Source organism: Microcystis sp. M169S2 (genome assembly GCF_020245865.1).
GTDB lineage: Bacteria > Cyanobacteriota > Cyanobacteriia > Cyanobacteriales > Microcystaceae > Microcystis > Microcystis ichthyoblabe_A.
Genome location: NZ_JADBUB010000113.1, coordinates 50,225 through 66,866, shown reverse-complemented (window position 1 = coordinate 66,866; position 16,642 = coordinate 50,225). Strand labels below are relative to the sequence as shown.

The window sequence follows — 16,642 nt, the reverse complement described above, 5'->3', positions numbered from 1 at the left end:
TTTTCCCCAATCCCTAGAAGTCACCCTGAGAAACAGTCACTTCCCTGAGAACGATAAAAAACTCAAGAATCTATAGGAGTATAGCAAAATGTCTAACGAAACCGTCACCTATTCCCTAGAATCCGTCCTGACAAGGATTGAGAGTAAAATCGACTCCCTGGAAAAACGGATGGATGAGAAAATCGACTCCCTGGAAAAACGGATGGATGAGAAAATCGACTCCCTGGAAAAACGGATGAATGACAGATTTGACAAGGTAGATGAGAGATTTGACAAGGTAGATGAGAGATTTGACAAGGTAGATGAGCGGTTGACGAAACTGGAGATAGGCCAAGCTGATTTAAAAGGCGATACTAAGGTATTAGACGAGAAAATCGAGGGATTAACGGTACGGGTTGCTTATCAGGAATTTACCAACCGGGGGATTCTCATCGCTTTGGTGGTTGCTGTCTTGGGAGGTGCTGCTAAACTTTTTGGTTTTTTCCCCAATCCCTAGAAGTTACCCTGAGAAACAGTTACTTCCCCACCACCCCACTTCCCCAAAAAAAATTTTTTCCAAGGGTGATAGGTTTTTTGAAACAAATGGGTAAATTGATTACAGACAAGAAAACATCCATCAGGAATACAGCTATGAACTCCGCTTTCAAATTCAAACTCATCCAAGCTCTCAACAAAAAGAACGGTAACAAAGGTTTCACCCTCATCGAACTCCTAGTGGTTGTTATCATCATTGGTGTACTGGCCGCCATCGCTCTCCCCAACCTCCTCGGTCAGGTGGCCAAAGGCAGACAAGCTGAAGCTCGCACCAACCTCGGTGTCGTTAACCGCGCCCAGCAAGTTAACCGCTTGGAAAAGGGTACCTTCGCTCTTCTGGCAGACCTTCCCGTTAAATTAAGTGGACAGTATTACGATTTTGCCGATTCGGCAACGCACACTACCACTGTACTGGTTAACGGTTCTGGTCAAAAGGCGGATGCCAAAAGTGCTTTTACTAATGACATTCTGGATTACAATGCCGCAGTAGGTCAACAAGGGGATGGAACTTTCACTGCTGTTATCTGCGAACAAACAACCAATCCCAGCGCCAATAACTTAGGTGCCCCAACCATTGGTACAGCGGCTGCAGCTGCACAGTGTGGTACCAACGCCACAACAGTCAGATAGATATTCTTCCCAGATTGCTTAAAAGCTTTCTGGCATAACAACCAAGAATTGATAGTTAGCCGAAGGTGACAGGAAAATATTCTCTTGGAAAATCTGCGCTCTTGGTTACTTTGGGGATGGGATTTTATCAGTGAATAGTAAACGGTGAACTAAAAACTCACCTCTGATAACAAGGACTGAATCTCAAACCTAATTTCTTAAGCTGAAAGCCTTGACGTACTGACCTTCTTTTTAGGTAAGGGAATTGCCAGATTCTTTCTTGGAGTCCCTTACCTATTGCCATAGGAAGCTGATAACTGAAATCTCCAACGCCCAACTAGAAAAATACAGACAATATTGCCAGGGCCTAACCATGAAATACCTTCTTTTTTTAGCAATTAAATCACAAGGGAAAAAAGCGAGGGGTTTTACCTTAATAGAATTGCTAGTAGTGGTGATTATATTAGGAGTTCTCGCCGCCGTCGGTTTACCGAATCTATTACAACAAGTCGCCAAAGGTAGGCAAGCAGAAGCACTGGCGATACTGGGACAAATCAATCGCGCCCAACAGGCTTATCGCTACGAAAATGGTATTTTTGCCAGGCTAAATCAATTACCCATTAGTGGCATTAACACCGCTAAATTTTATACTTTTAGCGATTACAATACCCCCTCCGGGAGCCCTCCTACTCTTACTCCCAATAATACTCTATCTTCCTATCGAGCGGTGGCAAAGCTTGAATTTGATAATGATATTAAAAACTATGCAGGGGGAGTCCGACTGATACCAGACGGGCGCTTATTGCCCGTTATCTGTGAGGCTAAAAGTCCTTTACAAGATAATGTTTTTGTGACCGGTGAGGCTGGTTGTAGTAGTCCCGATAGCATTGATGTTCCATCATCGGTTCAGCCGGGTAATTAATCCATGATCGCCTCCGTAGGCAAATCCATTACCTTAAATCCATTGTCAAGTTTACTTCTTGGGTGATCAAGGGAGTTAAAATTACTCCATGCCAATAAGTTTTTCAAATATGGACAAACTCCCTCAATGGGATTTACTTCTCAACAATAGGGAGGTTAATCAAAATGGTCAGTTTCCCGCTTAATATTCATTTACGAACAGTCTCTAAGTAAATAGTTATAATTAAATTGAAGATAGATTTTGCCTCTGATCCCCCCTGCCCCCCTTAATAAGGGGGGTGTCTGACAACTTTTAACACCTACCTACTTAAAATAACCGAAAAACCTTTTATTTTTGTTAATGTTATTGACTTTCGTTAAAAGCTATGCTAGGCGCTAAAAAATCTCTTAATCTATCCCTACTTAAAACTCTTGGTTTAGTCGCCGTCATCGGTGGACTAATCATGGTCATTGTGGAAATGCAACAGGAAAAGGTGAAAACCTTGACCAAAGAAAAGTTATTAGAAAGAAATTATAGTCAAGAATCTCCCATAGAAAATGCTCAGGTTCAGTTATTAAAAAATATGCCAGCTTTTGGCTTTGACAATATGTTAGCCAATTGGTCAATGTTGCAGTTTATTCAATATTATGGCGATGGGGATGCTCGCAAGGAGACTGGCTACGGTTTAAGTCCCGATTTTATGGAAATTGTCACTAAAAATGACCCGAAATTTGTCCGCGCCTATTTGATGATGTCCGTCCCTTCTTCTGTCAATGCCGGCAAACCCGAAAGAACAATTGAGATTATGAATAAGGGTTTATCAAAACTAACTCCTGATGTCATCGATGCCTATTTTATTTGGTTATATAAAGGAGTGGATGAACTATTATTTTTAGGCGATATTCCTGCGGCGAAAAAATCCTATCAAATGGCTGGCGATTGGGCAAAAATTGCTGGTAATGAATTTATCGAAAAATCCGCCAGGGGAACAGTAAAATTTTTAGAAACTAATCCCGATAGTCGCGCTCCCAGAGTTGGTGCCTGGATGTTAGTCTGGATAAATAGCCAAGACGAAGAAACCCGCAGGTTAGCTAAGGAAAATATCGAAAAATTGGGCGGTAAATTGGTGATTAATAATAATCAAGTGATGGCAATTCCCCCCAAGGATTAGGGGTTAGCCTATTTTTCATCCTGCCAAAACTTATGATTTAATAAGCCATCAATATCCTTAGCAAAGGGACAAACATCGGGAAACATAGCATCATATTCAATTCGCATATTCTCCACCGCTTCCTGATAACAATCATCACAAATATCGGTTAAAAAACTGCATAAACTAGGGGAATCGTTAAGGATATCTTTTAACTTAAATTGACAGCGTTTAATTGTGACTTCCCAACCTCGATAACAGTCGGACAAAGAAAGATAACGCCGTTTTAAAGAGTGTTCAAATAATGTAATTAAACGGTTTTTTAGTTCTCTTTTGTCTCGTCTTCCCAAAGATTCCACCTCCTCGATCAAATTCTCTAAATCAACTTGAGATAAATCCCCGGATTTTAATTGTTTGACCGTCTTCTCTATCCACAAAGCAAAATCTTGATCATAAAGATTTTTTACCTTGGCTAAAGTCATAATTTTGACCTCCTCTGTTGACTAATTACCTTCATTTTACCGAAACTTCGCCAACAATTTAAGTCTGAATTGGCGCTTACTTAAAACTTGCATTAAAAGTCGCTCGGTTTGGGTGCATCTCACATTTTCGGAAATACCGATAATCAGCAATTATCAGTCACTCTTAAACTGCTACAAATGTATGAACAGCCGCGTGTAAGCATCCCACCGAAAAGCTAATGCGCGAGGGGTTTGGGGACGGCACTTCGACACGCTCAGTGACCGCGCTTGCGTCCCCAACGGGGGGTTTGGGGGGTAGAATCCCCCAAAAGACTGGATTGATGACACAAACCTAAAAAGCACAGTTTTTAAACTGCACCGATCGAGGGATAATATAACCTTGATATTGACAATGGCGACTTATGAAAATTTTAATTATGGGTGGAACCCGATTTATCGGTGTTTCTTTGACTAAAGTGTTAGTAGAACAGGGTCATGAAGTAGTATTATTCAATCGTGGCAATAAACCCGCTCCGGTTGCTGGAGTACGACAGATCCACTGCGATCGCAAAGATGCAGCGCAACTGAAAGAAAAGCTTAAAAATGAGAGTTTTGAGGCAATTTTCGATAATAATGGCAGGGAATTAAGTGATACTCAGCCCCTCGTCGAGATTTTTAGAGACAGAATCCGGCATTTTGTCTATGTTAGCTCGGCGGGGGTTTATCTAAAATCCGACCAAATGCCCCATAAAGAAGGGGATAAACTAGACCCCAAAAGTCGCCACAAGGGAAAACATGAGACAGAAAACTATTTAAGCGAAATGGGTTTACCCTGGACTTCCATCCGTCCGGTTTATATCTACGGACCGGGCAACTATAATGACCTAGAAGCTTGGTTTTTTGACCGTTTGGTTCGTAATCGTCCTATTCCTATACCCGGTCATGGGGAACATTTTACCCAATTTGGTCACGTTGTCGATCTGGCCAAGGCCATGGCCGCAGTATTGGGTAATTCTCAGGCTATCGGTCAAGTGTATAATATTTCAGGCGATCGCTATGTAACTTTTAACGGTTTAGCAAAAGCTTGCGCGGCAGCCATGGGGAAAAATGCCGAGGAAATCGAGATTGTTAACTATAACCCCAAAAAATTTGACTTCGGCAAAAAGAAACCTTTCCCCCTGCGGGTTCAACATTTCTACGCTGATATTAATAAAGCTACCCGGGAGTTAAACTGGCAGCCTGAATATGATCTCGTCAGTGGTTTAACAGACTCCTTCCAGAATGATTATCTCGCTTCCGGTCGCGATCAACAAGAAATAGACTTGGCGATCGATGACCAGATCTTGGCAAACCAATAAAATTAATTTTCTGGTGGGGAGTTTTTTACTGATAACTGATAACTGATAACTGATAACTGATGCAGCTTTAACCGGTTATTGGACATTCCACCAACCGAAGGCCGGCCCGACAAAACGAATAACTAGCCAAACCCCAGCTAAAACTCCTATACCAATCCAGGCACCCCTAGTGGTTAACTTGTAAGCTTGGGATGCTTGACTTTTGGTAATCGGTAGCCAAGGCAGGATATTTTCTTCCTGTCCATACTTATCACCCAGGGCCGATTGACGACGTTTTGATTCACCCATACTAATGTCAGTTATTAAGAGGTTTTTCTCTGATTGTATATCGAAAGACAACAGGCCACACCCAATCCCAGTCCATCAAGGAGGGCGATCGAAACTGACGGCCGACGACCGACTATTATAAAATTAAAGGTTGCGACTGAAACGAGAATAATTATGGCAACCATTAACAGTAATTACTTAAAACTAAAAGCGGGTTATCTTTTCCCGGAAATTGCCCGACGAGTCCAGGCTTTTGCGGCAGCCAATCCTGATGCTAATATTATCCGTCTGGGGATTGGGGATGTCACCGAACCTTTGCCCCAAGCTTGTCGTGAGGCCATGATCAAAGCAGTAGAGGAAATGGGCGATCGCTCTAGCTTTAAGGGTTACGGGCCCGAACAGGGTTATGCTTGGTTACGGGAGAAAATCGCCGTCCATGATTTTCAGGCTCGCGGTTGTGAGATAAGTGCCGATGAAATCTTTATTTCCGACGGTTCTAAGTGCGATACGGGCAATATTCTCGATATTTTTGGAGATAATAACTCGATCGCTGTTACTGACCCAGTATATCCCGTTTACGTCGATACTAACGTTATGGCTGGACACACGGGAGAGGTCAACGACCGCGGCGAATACGAGGGCTTGATTTATCTGCCAATTACCGCCGAAAATAACTTTACTGCCCAGATTCCGGCGGAAAAAGTCGATTTAATCTATCTCTGTTTTCCCAACAATCCCACCGGGGCCACAGCTACCAAAGAACACTTGACAGCTTGGGTTAATTATGCTAGGGCCAACGGATCGATTATCTTTTTTGATGCGGCCTATGAGGCCTTTATCACCGATGCCAGTTTACCCCATTCCATCTACGAAATCGAGGGGGCGCGGCAATGTGCGATCGAATTTCGCTCTTTTTCTAAAAATGCCGGTTTTACTGGGACTCGTTGCGCTTTAACTGTGGTTCCCCAAAGTCTCACGGCCAAGGCGGCCGACGGCAGTGATGTGCAACTCTGGAAACTGTGGAATCGTCGGCAATCGACCAAATTTAACGGCGTTTCCTACATTGTCCAACGGGGGGCCGAGGCGGTTTATTCCCTGGAAGGACAAGCACAAGTACAAGAACTTGTCAAGTTTTATTTACAAAATGCAACAATTATCCGAGAAAAATTAACCGCCGCCGGTTTAGAAGTCCATGGTGGCGTAAATGCGCCCTACGTTTGGGTAAAAACGCCCCAAGGTCTATCAAGTTGGGATTTCTTCGATAAACTGCTACATACCTGTAATGTGGTGGGGACTCCTGGATCTGGCTTTGGGGCCGCCGGAGAGGGTTATTTCCGGCTATCGGCTTTTAATAGTCGTGCCAACGTCGAGGCCGCTATGGAAAGAATTATCGATAAATTTCCAGGCTAATCCTCAAGAGAGGGATGTTTGCGGAAGCATCCCCCAACAACCCCATCGGGAATTGATAGACTGGTAACTGCTCACCGACAACGGCTCACCGATGCGACCCTTTTGGTTAGAATCCTTACAGGTAGAAAGATTAACGATCGCAATTGCCGGCTTACCAGCAGCTCTGCAAGGGATCAAGTTGGTGCAGTGGTCAGATCTGCACTGCGATGAACAGCATTTGCCTGAAGCTGTCCTGCAAGAAGCGATCGCCATTACTAATCAGGAAAAACCCGATCTCATCTTCCTGACGGGGGACTTTATCACCTATAGTCCCAGTCCAATTTTTGCCCTAGTCGAGAGCATAAAAGCTCTCAAAAGTCAAGGGGGTATTTATGCTTGTTTAGGAAATCATGACAGTTATCTTCCCAACGCAAGGGAAACGGTCAGATCGGCCTTAACTAGCGTGGGAATTCGGGTACTCTGGAATGAAATCGTCACACCCTACGGCGAAAATTTTCCCATCGTCGGATTGGCCGATTATTGGTCCGGGGAATTTTTACCGCAAATCCTCGAGCAAATCTCCCCCGATATACCCAGACTCGTCCTTTCCCACAATCCCGATACAGCCATGATTTTAAAGGATTGGCGCGTGGATTTGCAGTTATCCGGTCATACCCACGGAGGCCAAGTGACTATCCCGGGTATCGGTTCCCTACCGATAATTTTAGAGGAACTTAGGCGATCGCTGCCCGAACCCTATGGTCAATGGGTTCCCCTTCATCGGCAGTTTAGCAGAGTAGTCCGATACTGGCAATGGTCCGAGGGATTTCATCGAGTCGGGGACAATCAACTATATGTGAATCGAGGCTTAGGAACCTATTTTCCCGGTCGTCTTTTTTGTCCCCCCGAAGTGACGGTAATTACTTTGATCAACAGTAGTCAGTCTTGAATCAGTTATCAGTTATCAGTTATCAGATTTAAGTTTTAAGTTTTAAGTTTTAAGTATGCCGCATTAAATCAGCTGTTGACTATCTAAATTACTCGTTAAGACTATCGGTTAATTTTTTTTCCAAAAAAGCTTGACAAAACCCCACGACTTGACAGATAATTTCTTATATAATGGGAATCCGTGCCAGCCTGCGACCCCCCTCTTTTCAAGTCAAATAAAGCCCAAAAAAATTAACCCCAAAAAGTAGTCGGTGAACTGAAAACTCACATCTGATAACTGATAAGCTGTTGACTATATAAATTACTCGTTAAGACTGCACCGGAGTTGGGAGCAGGGAGAGGAAGTTTGAGCATTTGTACTAAATTTCCAATATGCAGTTTAAATTCAGTACAGCTTAGAATTTTCCTACTGTCTTTTCACTAATTACTGATTACTGTTTACTGATAACTGAAAAAAACACTTATGACAGAAAATAGAGATAACTTCAACGAAACTTATAAAGCACTAATTGAGCGCATTGTCAATCTAACTTTAGAAGGAAAAATTAGGGCTAAATCACAGGTTTATAACCTTTTAGCCGAGGGAGTAAAAAATGGCACAGGAGAAATTTTTGAGCGTTGTTTAACCGAAAAAATGATCGTTACTCGCTCACAGTTAGAAACAAAAATTAAAGCGACTAGGGTTTTGCGGGCTTTGGAAACGATCGAAAGTGAATGGGAAAAATACCAAAAAACCAATCAGCAAAATTCTCTCACTGCAGCGGCGATCAATAATCTGGTAAAAATCGATCGAGAGGATCGTTTACTGACGTTAGTTAATTTAATTGATCCCAATCAAAATAATGCTTTAACCCTAGAACAATTACAACAGTTAGCCAAGCATTTACAGACAGTTGCTCAGCAGCGGGGAGAAGCGGATTTATGGCAAATTGCCACGGGGATTAATCTGGGGTTAAATACTTGGTCAAATTTATCGAATGATCTCACCAGTTGGCTGTACGAACAAAATCGCAATCTTGGTTTTACTAATGATAATGAGCGAGTGACCCCTTGGCAAATTTGGGCAAGTAAAGTTAATCCCTCTTGGTTAAAACGAGTCTTAGAAAGTTTAGCTAATCAACAAGCTTTTGATTCTATTACTCAGGATTTAACTTTAACCGATTGGGTAGAAACTGCTATTGTTTTTCAATATATCCAAAGGGGACTAATTAACTTTTTTGATCAGCGTATCTATAGCGAAAAATTAGGAGCAAAATTATCCATCTCTACCTTTCTCACCTTTGCTTTAATTTGGTCGCTGTTAACCAATAGTTTCGAGCAAGTTAGTAAAAATTCTCTCTATAGTCGGGGCTGTTTTCAGATGGCTTTACAAATTCTGAGAACCTTTGCTCAACGGGATTATTTTCCTTTATACGGGGGAATTTTTGCCTCCTTTTCTGGCAGTTATCTCAAGGATGCGTTAGACTATTTATCAATTCCTCTGCGTTATGTGGAAGGCACGGGAGAAAAGGCGAGAATTTTAACTTTAATTGCCTATTCTAATCGCATTCGCGGCGACTATCCACAGGCCAGAGAATGTCATCAACAAGCTTTAGAAATTGCCCGTCAACAACAGGACTCTGCTTGTGAAATAGCTAATTTAAACCATTTATCTCGTCTCAATGCTATCCAAAAAAACTATGCAGAAGCGATTAATTTAAGTCAGAGAGCTTTAATTTTAAGTCGTCAACAGGGTAATAGTTTAGGACAGGCTAACGCTTTAGCTAATTTGGGTTATAGTCAGGTACAGGAAGCGCAACAGTTAGAGAGATACGATCCCGAAATTTATCAAAGTTCGATCGAGTATTTACAGCAGGGATTAAAGTTAGCGGAAAGTCTCCAAGATTGGCAGAGTAAATCCCTTTGTTGTAGCAGTTTAGGTTTAGCATATCTTGTCCTTGAAAGAACCCAAGAAGCGATTAATATTCTCCTACAAGGATTAGAATCGGCCAAATACTACGGAGATGTATATCTGCAAGGTTTATTACTAACTTATTTAGGCGAAGCTTACTATCAAGACAAGAATTTTGAACAGGCAATTTATATGGGTTCTCTAGGAATGTATTGGCTACACGAAATCGGTGCAGTAGAATGGCGACAAGCTGCTAGTCTATTAACGGTTATTCGCGGCAAAAATATCGCAGCTTTTGAACAGACTTTCAGTCTGGAACGTTCCTCGCTGATTAAATCTATTGGACTGGAAGGCTACCAATATATCTCAGAAATCCTCAGCAAATATCAACAGGGTAATTAGGGTTTGCTGAATAAATCTAAAAACCTTATTGGGTAAGACTTTTAGACTTTTTTTACCTCAAAAAGTGCCAACCATTGGAGTGATCGGGGGTACAATTCTGGGACTTTTTCCCTGAAAATTAGGTAATTGACCAGATGAAAATCGCTAAAACCCCACACCCCACACCCCACACCCCACACCCCACACCCTGTCCCCACGAAAAACTTTTTCAGCAGACCCTAATTAGTGAATACACAGCATAAGTTATTAATTAATCTCTCGGTACTTTTTCCCCAACCCACAGGAATCAGTACCTACATTCTTAACCTCTTACCCTACCTGAAAAATTTAGAACCAACCCTACTAACAGCTAATAGTTATCCCGACTTTAACTGTTATTCTATCCCCAAAGGTCTCGGTCCTGATCGAGGAGCGAAAGGTCATTTAAAACGCTTACTCTGGACTCAGTTTCGGTTACCGTCAATTTACCGACAATTAAAGGCCAATTTACTCTTTTCTCCCCTTCCGGAAGCGCCGATAAATTCTCCCTGTCGCTTTGTCGTCATGGTCCACGATTTAATTCCCCTGCGGTTTCCCAGTCTTACTTCCCCCTTAACCCACTATTTCCGTTATTATGTGCCGCAGGTATTACAACAGGCAAAACATATTATCTGTAACTCTCAGGCAACGGCCAAAGATATCACTGAATATTATCAAATTCCCGCCGATAAAATTACTTCAATTCCCCTAGCCTATGATCATCATCACTTTCGTCCTATGGAAGATAATAAGCCAGAGCATCCCTATTTTCTCTATCTCGGTCGTCCAAATCCCTATAAAAATTTACCGCGTTTAATCGCCGCTTTTGCCCAACTGCCTCCAGATTTAAGCGATTATCATCTTTGGATTGCTGGCAGCTTTGATCGCCGTTATACCCCCAATTTACAACAACAAGCGCGAGAATTGGCAGTCAGCGATCGCATTAAATTCCTCGATTATATCCCCTACGATGAGCTGCCCAAGGTGATCAGTCAAGCCACTGCTTTAGTCTTCCCCAGTCTCTGGGAAGGCTTCGGATTGCCCGTTTTAGAGGCTATGGCCTGCGGTACACCGGTCATTACCTCAAATTTGTCATCTTTGCCCGAAGTCACGGCAACAGCGGCAATTTTAATCGATCCCTATCGAGTCGAGTCCCTGGCCGATGCCCTGAAAATTATCGCTCAAGATCGACAATTACACTCAAAATTAAGTTATCTAGGCAAAAAACGGGCCGATGAGTTTAGTTGGCAAAAAACTGGTCTAGCTACGGCAGCAATCTTAAATCAATATCTAGGGTGTGCTTGAAAAGTCTTACAGTGGGGACCCCAGACAGGTGACAGCGTTTCCCATCAAAAAATAATTTGACAGATCGGCAGCATTTGCTGTAGGATTGATGATCGTGACCTCAATTGGAGAGATGGCCGAGCGGTTGAAGGCGCAGCACTGGAAATGCTGTTTAGGGGTAACTTTAACGAGGGTTCGAATCCCTCTCTCTCCGTCCCCAAAGCATCTCATGTCTATGAGGTGCTTTTTATAACAGAGTATAGGAGTCAGGATTCTGAATTCAGGAGATTACTCTTATTTATTATCTTCTCCCCTGCTCCCCATCTCCCCATCACCCACTCTCCTATACTTTTCAAACAGGATTTAGTCTAATTCCTCGTCGGTAAACCATCTTTACACTTAGCTAACCACTCCAATAAACTATCTAACTGCTGTGGTGGTTTTACCAATCCTAAACCCCTAACCGTCACCTGTTTGGGACTATAAACAAAGCGTGATTGTATATGTTGGGGTAGGTGTTCTTGTAATAATTTCCACGCTGGTTCCTCCATAGGAGTTTCTAGGATAATATGCTGTTTTCCATCGGGTTTAATTCGCGAAAAACCGAGGGACTTAGCCAGATGTTTTAACTCGATTACCTTAAATAATTGTGCCACCGGTGCAGGAATTGCCCCATATCTGTCCACTAAATCCGCAGCAATTTGTCCTAAATTTTTCTGAGAATTGGCAGTAGCGATCGCCCGATAGACATCCATTTTCTGTTCCGGATCGGATATATAATCGTTAGGAATAAATGCCGTTAATTTCAGATCGATTTGGGTATCCTCCACTTGGGGAATTTCTTGACCTTGAATTTCCCGCAAAGCTTCCTGTAACATTTCCATATATAGATCAAAACCGATCGCTTCCATTTGTCCCGATTGTTCCGCACCCAATAAGTTACCCGCGCCGCGAATTTCCAGATCCCTAGTCGCTAATTGATACCCCGATCCTAACTGGGTAAATTCTTGAATTGCCTTTAATCTTTCCCGAGCGGTTTCTGTTAGTTCTGCCTTGGCCGGATAAAGTAACCACGCGTGCGCTTGTACTCCCGATCGCCCCACCCGTCCCCGCAGTTGATAGAGTTGCGCTAAACCGAATTTTTGGGCATCTTCAATGATAATCGTGTTAACTCTGGGAATATCTAACCCCGACTCCACAATAGTCGTACAGACTAAGATATCCGCTTCCCCATTATTAAATGCTAACATGGTGGTCTCTAATTCGGATTCATCCATACGACCGTGACCAATGGAAATTCTAGCACCAGGAATCATCCCTTGAATTGCTGCTGCTTTTTCTTCAATTCCCTCGATTCTGGGTACTACATAAAAAATCTGTCCCCCCCGATCCAATTCGTTGCGAATTGCCGTTCTAATCGCATCAGAATTATAACTGGAAAGGTGGGTTTGGATGGGACGACGAGAGGGGGGAGGTGTGGTAATTAAACTCATTTCTCGCACCCCAGAAAGGGACATATAAAGAGTTCGGGGAATCGGTGTCGCACTCAAGGTTAACACATCAATATTACTTTTAAAAGCCTTAATTTTCTCCTTTTGATTGACACCAAAACGCTGTTCTTCATCAATTACCAATAATCCTAAATCTTTAAACTCCACCGCTTTACTCAATAACAACTGAGTACCCACTACTATATCCAATTCCCCCGTTTTCAAGCGCTGGACGATATCTTTTTTCTCGGAATTGGTGCGAAAACGATTTAATAAACCCACATTAATGGGATAGGGAGCAAAACGCTCCTTTAGGGTGTGATAATGTTGTTGGGTTAAAATTGTTGTTGGTGCTAATAAAGCCACCTGTTTATGACCCGTGGTGACAGCTTTAAAAATAGCACGAATGGCCACTTCTGTCTTACCAAAACCCACATCCCCACAGACTAAGCGATCCATCGGGCGATCGCTTTCTAAATCCCGTTTCACATCCTGTATCGCTTTTAATTGATCAGCAGTGGGTTGGTAGGGAAAAGAATCCTCTAACTCCCGCTGCCAGGGATTATCCATCGGATAGGCAAAACCCGATTTTTGGGCGCGTTGGGCGTAAATATTGATTAAATCAACCGCTAACTTCTTAACTGACTTCCTAACGCGGGCTTTCGTCGCTTCCCACGCTTTGCCAGAGATTTTATGTAATTCAGGCTCTTGATTACCTGTATGACGATAACGGGAGAGATTATCAACAGAATCGGCAGGAACCCGCAATAATCCATCGGCATACTTAATAACTAGATAATCTCGACCTTGCACTACTCCGCTAATTGTGCTTTCCTGCTTTTCTAGTTTGATAAACTGTCCGATGCCATGGTGTTTATGTACTACAAAATCGAGGGGACGGAGTTTGTTCACGTCCACCTGTACCGAGGCTGCTTGCCGACGTTTGCGGACGTAACCGGCAGTATTTAAAAGATGTTGCCCGAAGAACTCTCGATCAGTAACGACGACTATGCGATAGGTGGGTAGAATAAAACCTTCTAATTCAGCTAATCCTGAGTATTTTAGGGCTGTAGCGGTGTTTTGAATTATTAAGCGCTCGATCGCCCCAAAATCAAGGGGATTGGGGATAAATTGGGCCGGACAGTCGTGTTCCTGTAATAACGAGACTGTGCGGGAGGGTTGGGCAGATATTAACCATGTAGCGTACTTATTTACTTTAATACCGCTATAAATCTCTCTTTTTCCCCGTAAAATTTCCGCTAGTTTGGCGAATTGCCCCGGATTGGTGGGAATCGGACGACTGGAGAGATTAAGACTATTTTCGGAGAGGTGATCGTCTATTTCTGAGAGGTAGAGATGGGGAAATTTAACCGATATTTCCAAAGATTCGCCAAAAGAACGGTGAATTTTCGGTAAAGGTGGTTCTATCTCTTGCCAGCGTTCCCCAATATATTCTATCCAGCGATCGCTTCTAGCTTGACAGCTTTCCAGTTCATCAAAGGCAATAAGGGTATTTTCGGGGAGATAATCCAATAAAGAAGCAGGTTGACGGAAGGAAAAGCCTAAAAATCGCTCAATTCCCTCTGGATAAATGCCATTAGCCAATTTTTCTCGATCTTCAGCCCCCAGATAATCGGCCACTTTCGGGGGGAGAGAAGGGGCAATCATCGCCGCGAAGCTAGTGGGAGTAAGAAGCAGATTGGGGATAGAATCGAGGGATCTTTGGGTGGCAGGGTCAAATTCTCGCAATTTTTCCAATTCATCGCCGAAAAATTCTAACCTGACCGGTAATTCGGCCGAAACCGGGAAAATATCAACGATATCGCCGCGACGACTCCATTGTCCTTCGGTTTCTACCAGTGAAACCCGTTCATATCCTAATCTAGCTAGGGTTAGATCGAGGTTTTTGGCTTCTATAACCCTTCCTACCGCAAAATTATCGCTATACTGCTCGAAAACGTCTCTAGGGGGTAAATGGGGCTGCAGGGCCTTTTCGGTGGTAATGATCGCCATTCCGACCTCTTGATGACCGATTAGTGCTTGTCCTGAGCTACGTCGAAGGGCCGATAATACCTGCATCTGTCCCCAAATCATCTCGGATTCCCGATTAAATCTCTCGTAGGGGCAAGCTTCCGAGGTGGGATAAAAGAAAACACCTTTCCACGTCATCGCTTCTAATTGTGCCGCCCAACGTGCCGCTTCCTCCAGATTGGCACAGATAATTAAAAGATTTTTTCCTTGACAACGGGCGAAAGCTGTGCTTATTAATCCTTTCGGTAAGCGGGCAAGGCCGGTTAGGGTTAAATTGCCGTTTTTCTCCAGTTTTTGGATAAGTTCGGCAGTTAATGGCGATTTTTCAATGTTGCGAATAACGGAGGCAAAAGTCATTTTTTAGTGTTCGGCACTCGGTTTTTGGTTAGGGTTTGCGGCAAAAAGTTTTTCGTGGGGGTAGGGTGTAGGGTGTAGGGTTTTACCCATTTTCAGGCGGTCAATTACCTAATTTTCAGGGAAAAAGTCCCGGAATTTTCCCCCCTATCACTCCCAGATACGGTACTTTTTGATTTCCCAAAAAGTCTAAAAGTATTACCCAACACGGTTTTTAGATTTATTCAGCAAGCTCTAGTTAAGCTCTACTGAATTTTTTATACTGCCTCTTGGGATTTTTAGTACAAATGCTCAGGCTTCCTCTCCCTGCTCCCAACTCCAGTGCAGTCTCAACGAGTATCAGTTGTGAGTTTCCAGTTTACCCAGTACTTTTTGGGGTTAATTTTTTTGGGCTTTATTTGACTTGACCAGAGGGAGGTCGCAGGCGCACGGATTTTCCATTATCTACATAATATCATGTCAAGCGTTGCTTGGCAAGAGAAAATTTTTTAATTGGGAGCAAAAGATCGATGGCAGAAAAACCAGTGCATCTATACCACAATATTTTCAGAATGATAACGATTCTCACCGACTGTGATAGGATCAAATCATAATCAGACTCAGTTAATCCGATGGGTAAAAATTTCCAGTTAACAGCGATCGCTTTAACGCTGACTATAGCCAGCTTAACAGCTTGTAGTGGTCCCTCGGTCAAGGAAGAGGAAGCAAAGACACCCTTACAGGTGACAGTCAGTATCGTACCGCAGGAATATTTCGTCAAACGCATCGGCGGTGATAGAGTCAGTGTTAATGCCATGATTCAACCCGGGACAGATCCCCACACCTATGAACCAAAACCCGAACAATTAAAAACCACAGCCCGATCGCAAGCCTATTTTAAAATCGGTGTATCCTTAGAGGATGCCTGGAAAGATCGCTTAAACAGTGTTAACCAGCAGATGTTAATCGTCGATACCAGTCAAGGAGTAGATAAAATCCCTTTGACAGCAGAACATAATCACGATCATGACCATGATCATAATCACGATCACGCTAAGGAAAAAAAACATCAAGCTGGAAAAAACACCCTAGATCCCCATATTTGGTTATCACCAAAACGAGTCAAAGCACAAGCAAAGACTATTTATCAAACCCTAGCACAACTCGATCCCGGTCAGGAAGCTATCTATCGGGCTAACTTTCAGAAATTCAGTCAGGAATTAGACGCATTAGATCAAGAAATTCGGCAAAACTTGGCAGGGGTCAAAAACAAAAAATTTATGGTCTTTCATCCCGAATGGGGCTATTTTGCCCAAGATTACGGTTTAGAGATGATTGCGATCGAAATCGACGGTAATGAACCCAGTGCTGCCCAGTTAAGTCAACTAATCAAACAGGCAAAAAAAGAGAATATTAAAGTTATTTTTGCTCAACCGGAATTTAGCCAGAAAAGTGCCGAAACTATTGCTAGGGAAATTGGGGGACAGGTAATCCTTATCAGTGCCTTTGCTCAAAATTGGAGTGAAAACCTGCGACAAGTTTCCCAAAAAATGGCCACAGTTTTAAATCAGTAATT

13 protein-coding genes, 1 tRNA gene and 1 pseudogene are annotated in these 16,642 nt (G+C 42.9%); 11 read left to right on the top strand and 4 right to left on the bottom strand.

Translation table 11 applies throughout. The features are described from left to right. Positions 1-88 precede the first annotated feature (88 nt). The 3 genes from IM485_RS12075 (at position 89) to IM485_RS12065 (ending at position 2,065) form a co-directional block, all read left to right on the top strand. Positions 89-496: a DUF4164 family protein gene (locus tag IM485_RS12075; protein ID WP_104398112.1), complete on the top strand. Its 408-nt coding sequence runs from the start codon at positions 89-91 to the stop codon at positions 494-496. A 134-nt stretch (positions 497-630) separates the two neighbouring features. Then, positions 631-1,164: a type IV pilin-like G/H family protein gene (locus IM485_RS12070; protein WP_287743330.1), complete on the top strand. Its 534-nt coding sequence runs from the start codon at positions 631-633 to the stop codon at positions 1,162-1,164. 352 nt (positions 1,165-1,516) lie between these two features. Continuing rightward, positions 1,517-2,065, top strand: coding sequence for a type IV pilin protein (locus tag IM485_RS12065; protein WP_287743315.1), 549 nt, complete (start codon positions 1,517-1,519; stop codon positions 2,063-2,065). Between the two features lie 47 nt (positions 2,066-2,112). Here the strand turns inward: IM485_RS12065 and IM485_RS12060 are convergent. Further along, positions 2,113-2,220 (bottom strand): annotated as a pseudogene (locus tag IM485_RS12060) (IS630-like element ISMae27 family transposase); the annotation flags it as partial. A gap of 209 nt (positions 2,221-2,429) precedes the next feature. Between IM485_RS12060 and IM485_RS12055 the strand changes: the two are divergent. After that, entirely contained in the window at positions 2,430-3,215 is a 786-nt protein-coding gene (locus tag IM485_RS12055) for a hypothetical protein (protein WP_287743312.1), read from the top strand. An 8-nt stretch (positions 3,216-3,223) separates the two neighbouring features. Here the strand turns inward: IM485_RS12055 and IM485_RS12050 are convergent, their stop codons facing one another. Beyond that, entirely contained in the window at positions 3,224-3,676 is a 453-nt protein-coding gene (locus IM485_RS12050) for a DUF29 domain-containing protein (RefSeq protein WP_287743279.1), read from the bottom strand. Between the two features lie 401 nt (positions 3,677-4,077). Between IM485_RS12050 and IM485_RS12045 the strand changes: the two genes are divergently transcribed. Beyond that, positions 4,078-5,013, top strand: coding sequence for an NAD-dependent epimerase/dehydratase family protein (locus IM485_RS12045; protein ID WP_287743277.1), 936 nt, complete (start codon positions 4,078-4,080; stop codon positions 5,011-5,013). Positions 5,014-5,088: 75 nt separating this feature from the next. Here the strand turns inward: IM485_RS12045 and IM485_RS12040 are convergent, their stop codons facing one another. Next, positions 5,089-5,301 carry a DUF2839 domain-containing protein gene (locus IM485_RS12040; protein ID WP_046661580.1) on the bottom strand — a complete coding sequence of 71 codons (213 nt, stop codon included), beginning with the start codon at positions 5,299-5,301 and terminating at the stop codon, positions 5,089-5,091. A gap of 153 nt (positions 5,302-5,454) precedes the next feature. Between IM485_RS12040 and IM485_RS12035 the strand changes: the two genes are divergently transcribed. The 5 genes from IM485_RS12035 (at position 5,455) to IM485_RS12015 (ending at position 11,426) form a co-directional block, all read left to right on the top strand. Further along, on the top strand, positions 5,455-6,690 hold the full coding sequence (locus IM485_RS12035; RefSeq protein ID WP_287743274.1) for an LL-diaminopimelate aminotransferase: 1,236 nt from the start codon (positions 5,455-5,457) through the stop codon (positions 6,688-6,690). Positions 6,691-6,781: 91 nt separating this feature from the next. Beyond that, positions 6,782-7,618, top strand: a complete 837-nt coding sequence (locus IM485_RS12030; RefSeq protein WP_104398105.1) for a metallophosphoesterase — start codon at positions 6,782-6,784, stop codon at positions 7,616-7,618. A gap of 462 nt (positions 7,619-8,080) precedes the next feature. Then, a complete protein-coding gene (locus IM485_RS12025) occupies positions 8,081-9,910 on the top strand; it encodes a tetratricopeptide repeat protein (RefSeq protein ID WP_287743271.1) in 1,830 nt (609 codons plus the stop codon). Positions 9,911-10,135: 225 nt separating this feature from the next. Further along, entirely contained in the window at positions 10,136-11,233 is a 1,098-nt protein-coding gene (locus tag IM485_RS12020) for a glycosyltransferase family 4 protein (RefSeq protein WP_287743269.1), read from the top strand. A 106-nt stretch (positions 11,234-11,339) separates the two neighbouring features. Further along, positions 11,340-11,426: transfer RNA gene (locus IM485_RS12015), tRNA-Ser, on the top strand. Positions 11,427-11,580: 154 nt separating this feature from the next. Here the strand turns inward: IM485_RS12015 and mfd are convergent. Next, complete coding sequence (mfd, locus tag IM485_RS12010) at positions 11,581-15,090, bottom strand: transcription-repair coupling factor (protein WP_287743267.1); 3,510 nt, start codon at positions 15,088-15,090, stop codon at positions 11,581-11,583. Between the two features lie 608 nt (positions 15,091-15,698). Between mfd and IM485_RS12005 the strand changes: the two genes are divergently transcribed. Next, on the top strand, positions 15,699-16,640 hold the full coding sequence (locus tag IM485_RS12005) for a metal ABC transporter solute-binding protein, Zn/Mn family (protein ID WP_287743264.1): 942 nt from the start codon (positions 15,699-15,701) through the stop codon (positions 16,638-16,640). Positions 16,641-16,642 lie beyond the last annotated feature (2 nt).

Coding starts and splice junctions, on each gene's coding strand:
- IM485_RS12075 (WP_104398112.1), top strand. CDS start 89: ATGTCTAACGAAACCGTCACCTATTCCCTAGAATCCGTCCTGACAAGG.
- IM485_RS12070 (WP_287743330.1), top strand. CDS start 631: ATGAACTCCGCTTTCAAATTCAAACTCATCCAAGCTCTCAACAAAAAG.
- IM485_RS12065 (WP_287743315.1), top strand. CDS start 1,517: ATGAAATACCTTCTTTTTTTAGCAATTAAATCACAAGGGAAAAAAGCG.
- IM485_RS12055 (WP_287743312.1), top strand. CDS start 2,430: ATGCTAGGCGCTAAAAAATCTCTTAATCTATCCCTACTTAAAACTCTT.
- IM485_RS12050 (WP_287743279.1), bottom strand. CDS start 3,676: ATGACTTTAGCCAAGGTAAAAAATCTTTATGATCAAGATTTTGCTTTG.
- IM485_RS12045 (WP_287743277.1), top strand. CDS start 4,078: ATGAAAATTTTAATTATGGGTGGAACCCGATTTATCGGTGTTTCTTTG.
- IM485_RS12040 (WP_046661580.1), bottom strand. CDS start 5,301: ATGGGTGAATCAAAACGTCGTCAATCGGCCCTGGGTGATAAGTATGGA.
- IM485_RS12035 (WP_287743274.1), top strand. CDS start 5,455: ATGGCAACCATTAACAGTAATTACTTAAAACTAAAAGCGGGTTATCTT.
- IM485_RS12030 (WP_104398105.1), top strand. CDS start 6,782: ATGCGACCCTTTTGGTTAGAATCCTTACAGGTAGAAAGATTAACGATC.
- IM485_RS12025 (WP_287743271.1), top strand. CDS start 8,081: ATGACAGAAAATAGAGATAACTTCAACGAAACTTATAAAGCACTAATT.
- mfd (WP_287743267.1), bottom strand. CDS start 15,090: ATGACTTTTGCCTCCGTTATTCGCAACATTGAAAAATCGCCATTAACT.
- IM485_RS12005 (WP_287743264.1), top strand. CDS start 15,699: ATGGGTAAAAATTTCCAGTTAACAGCGATCGCTTTAACGCTGACTATA.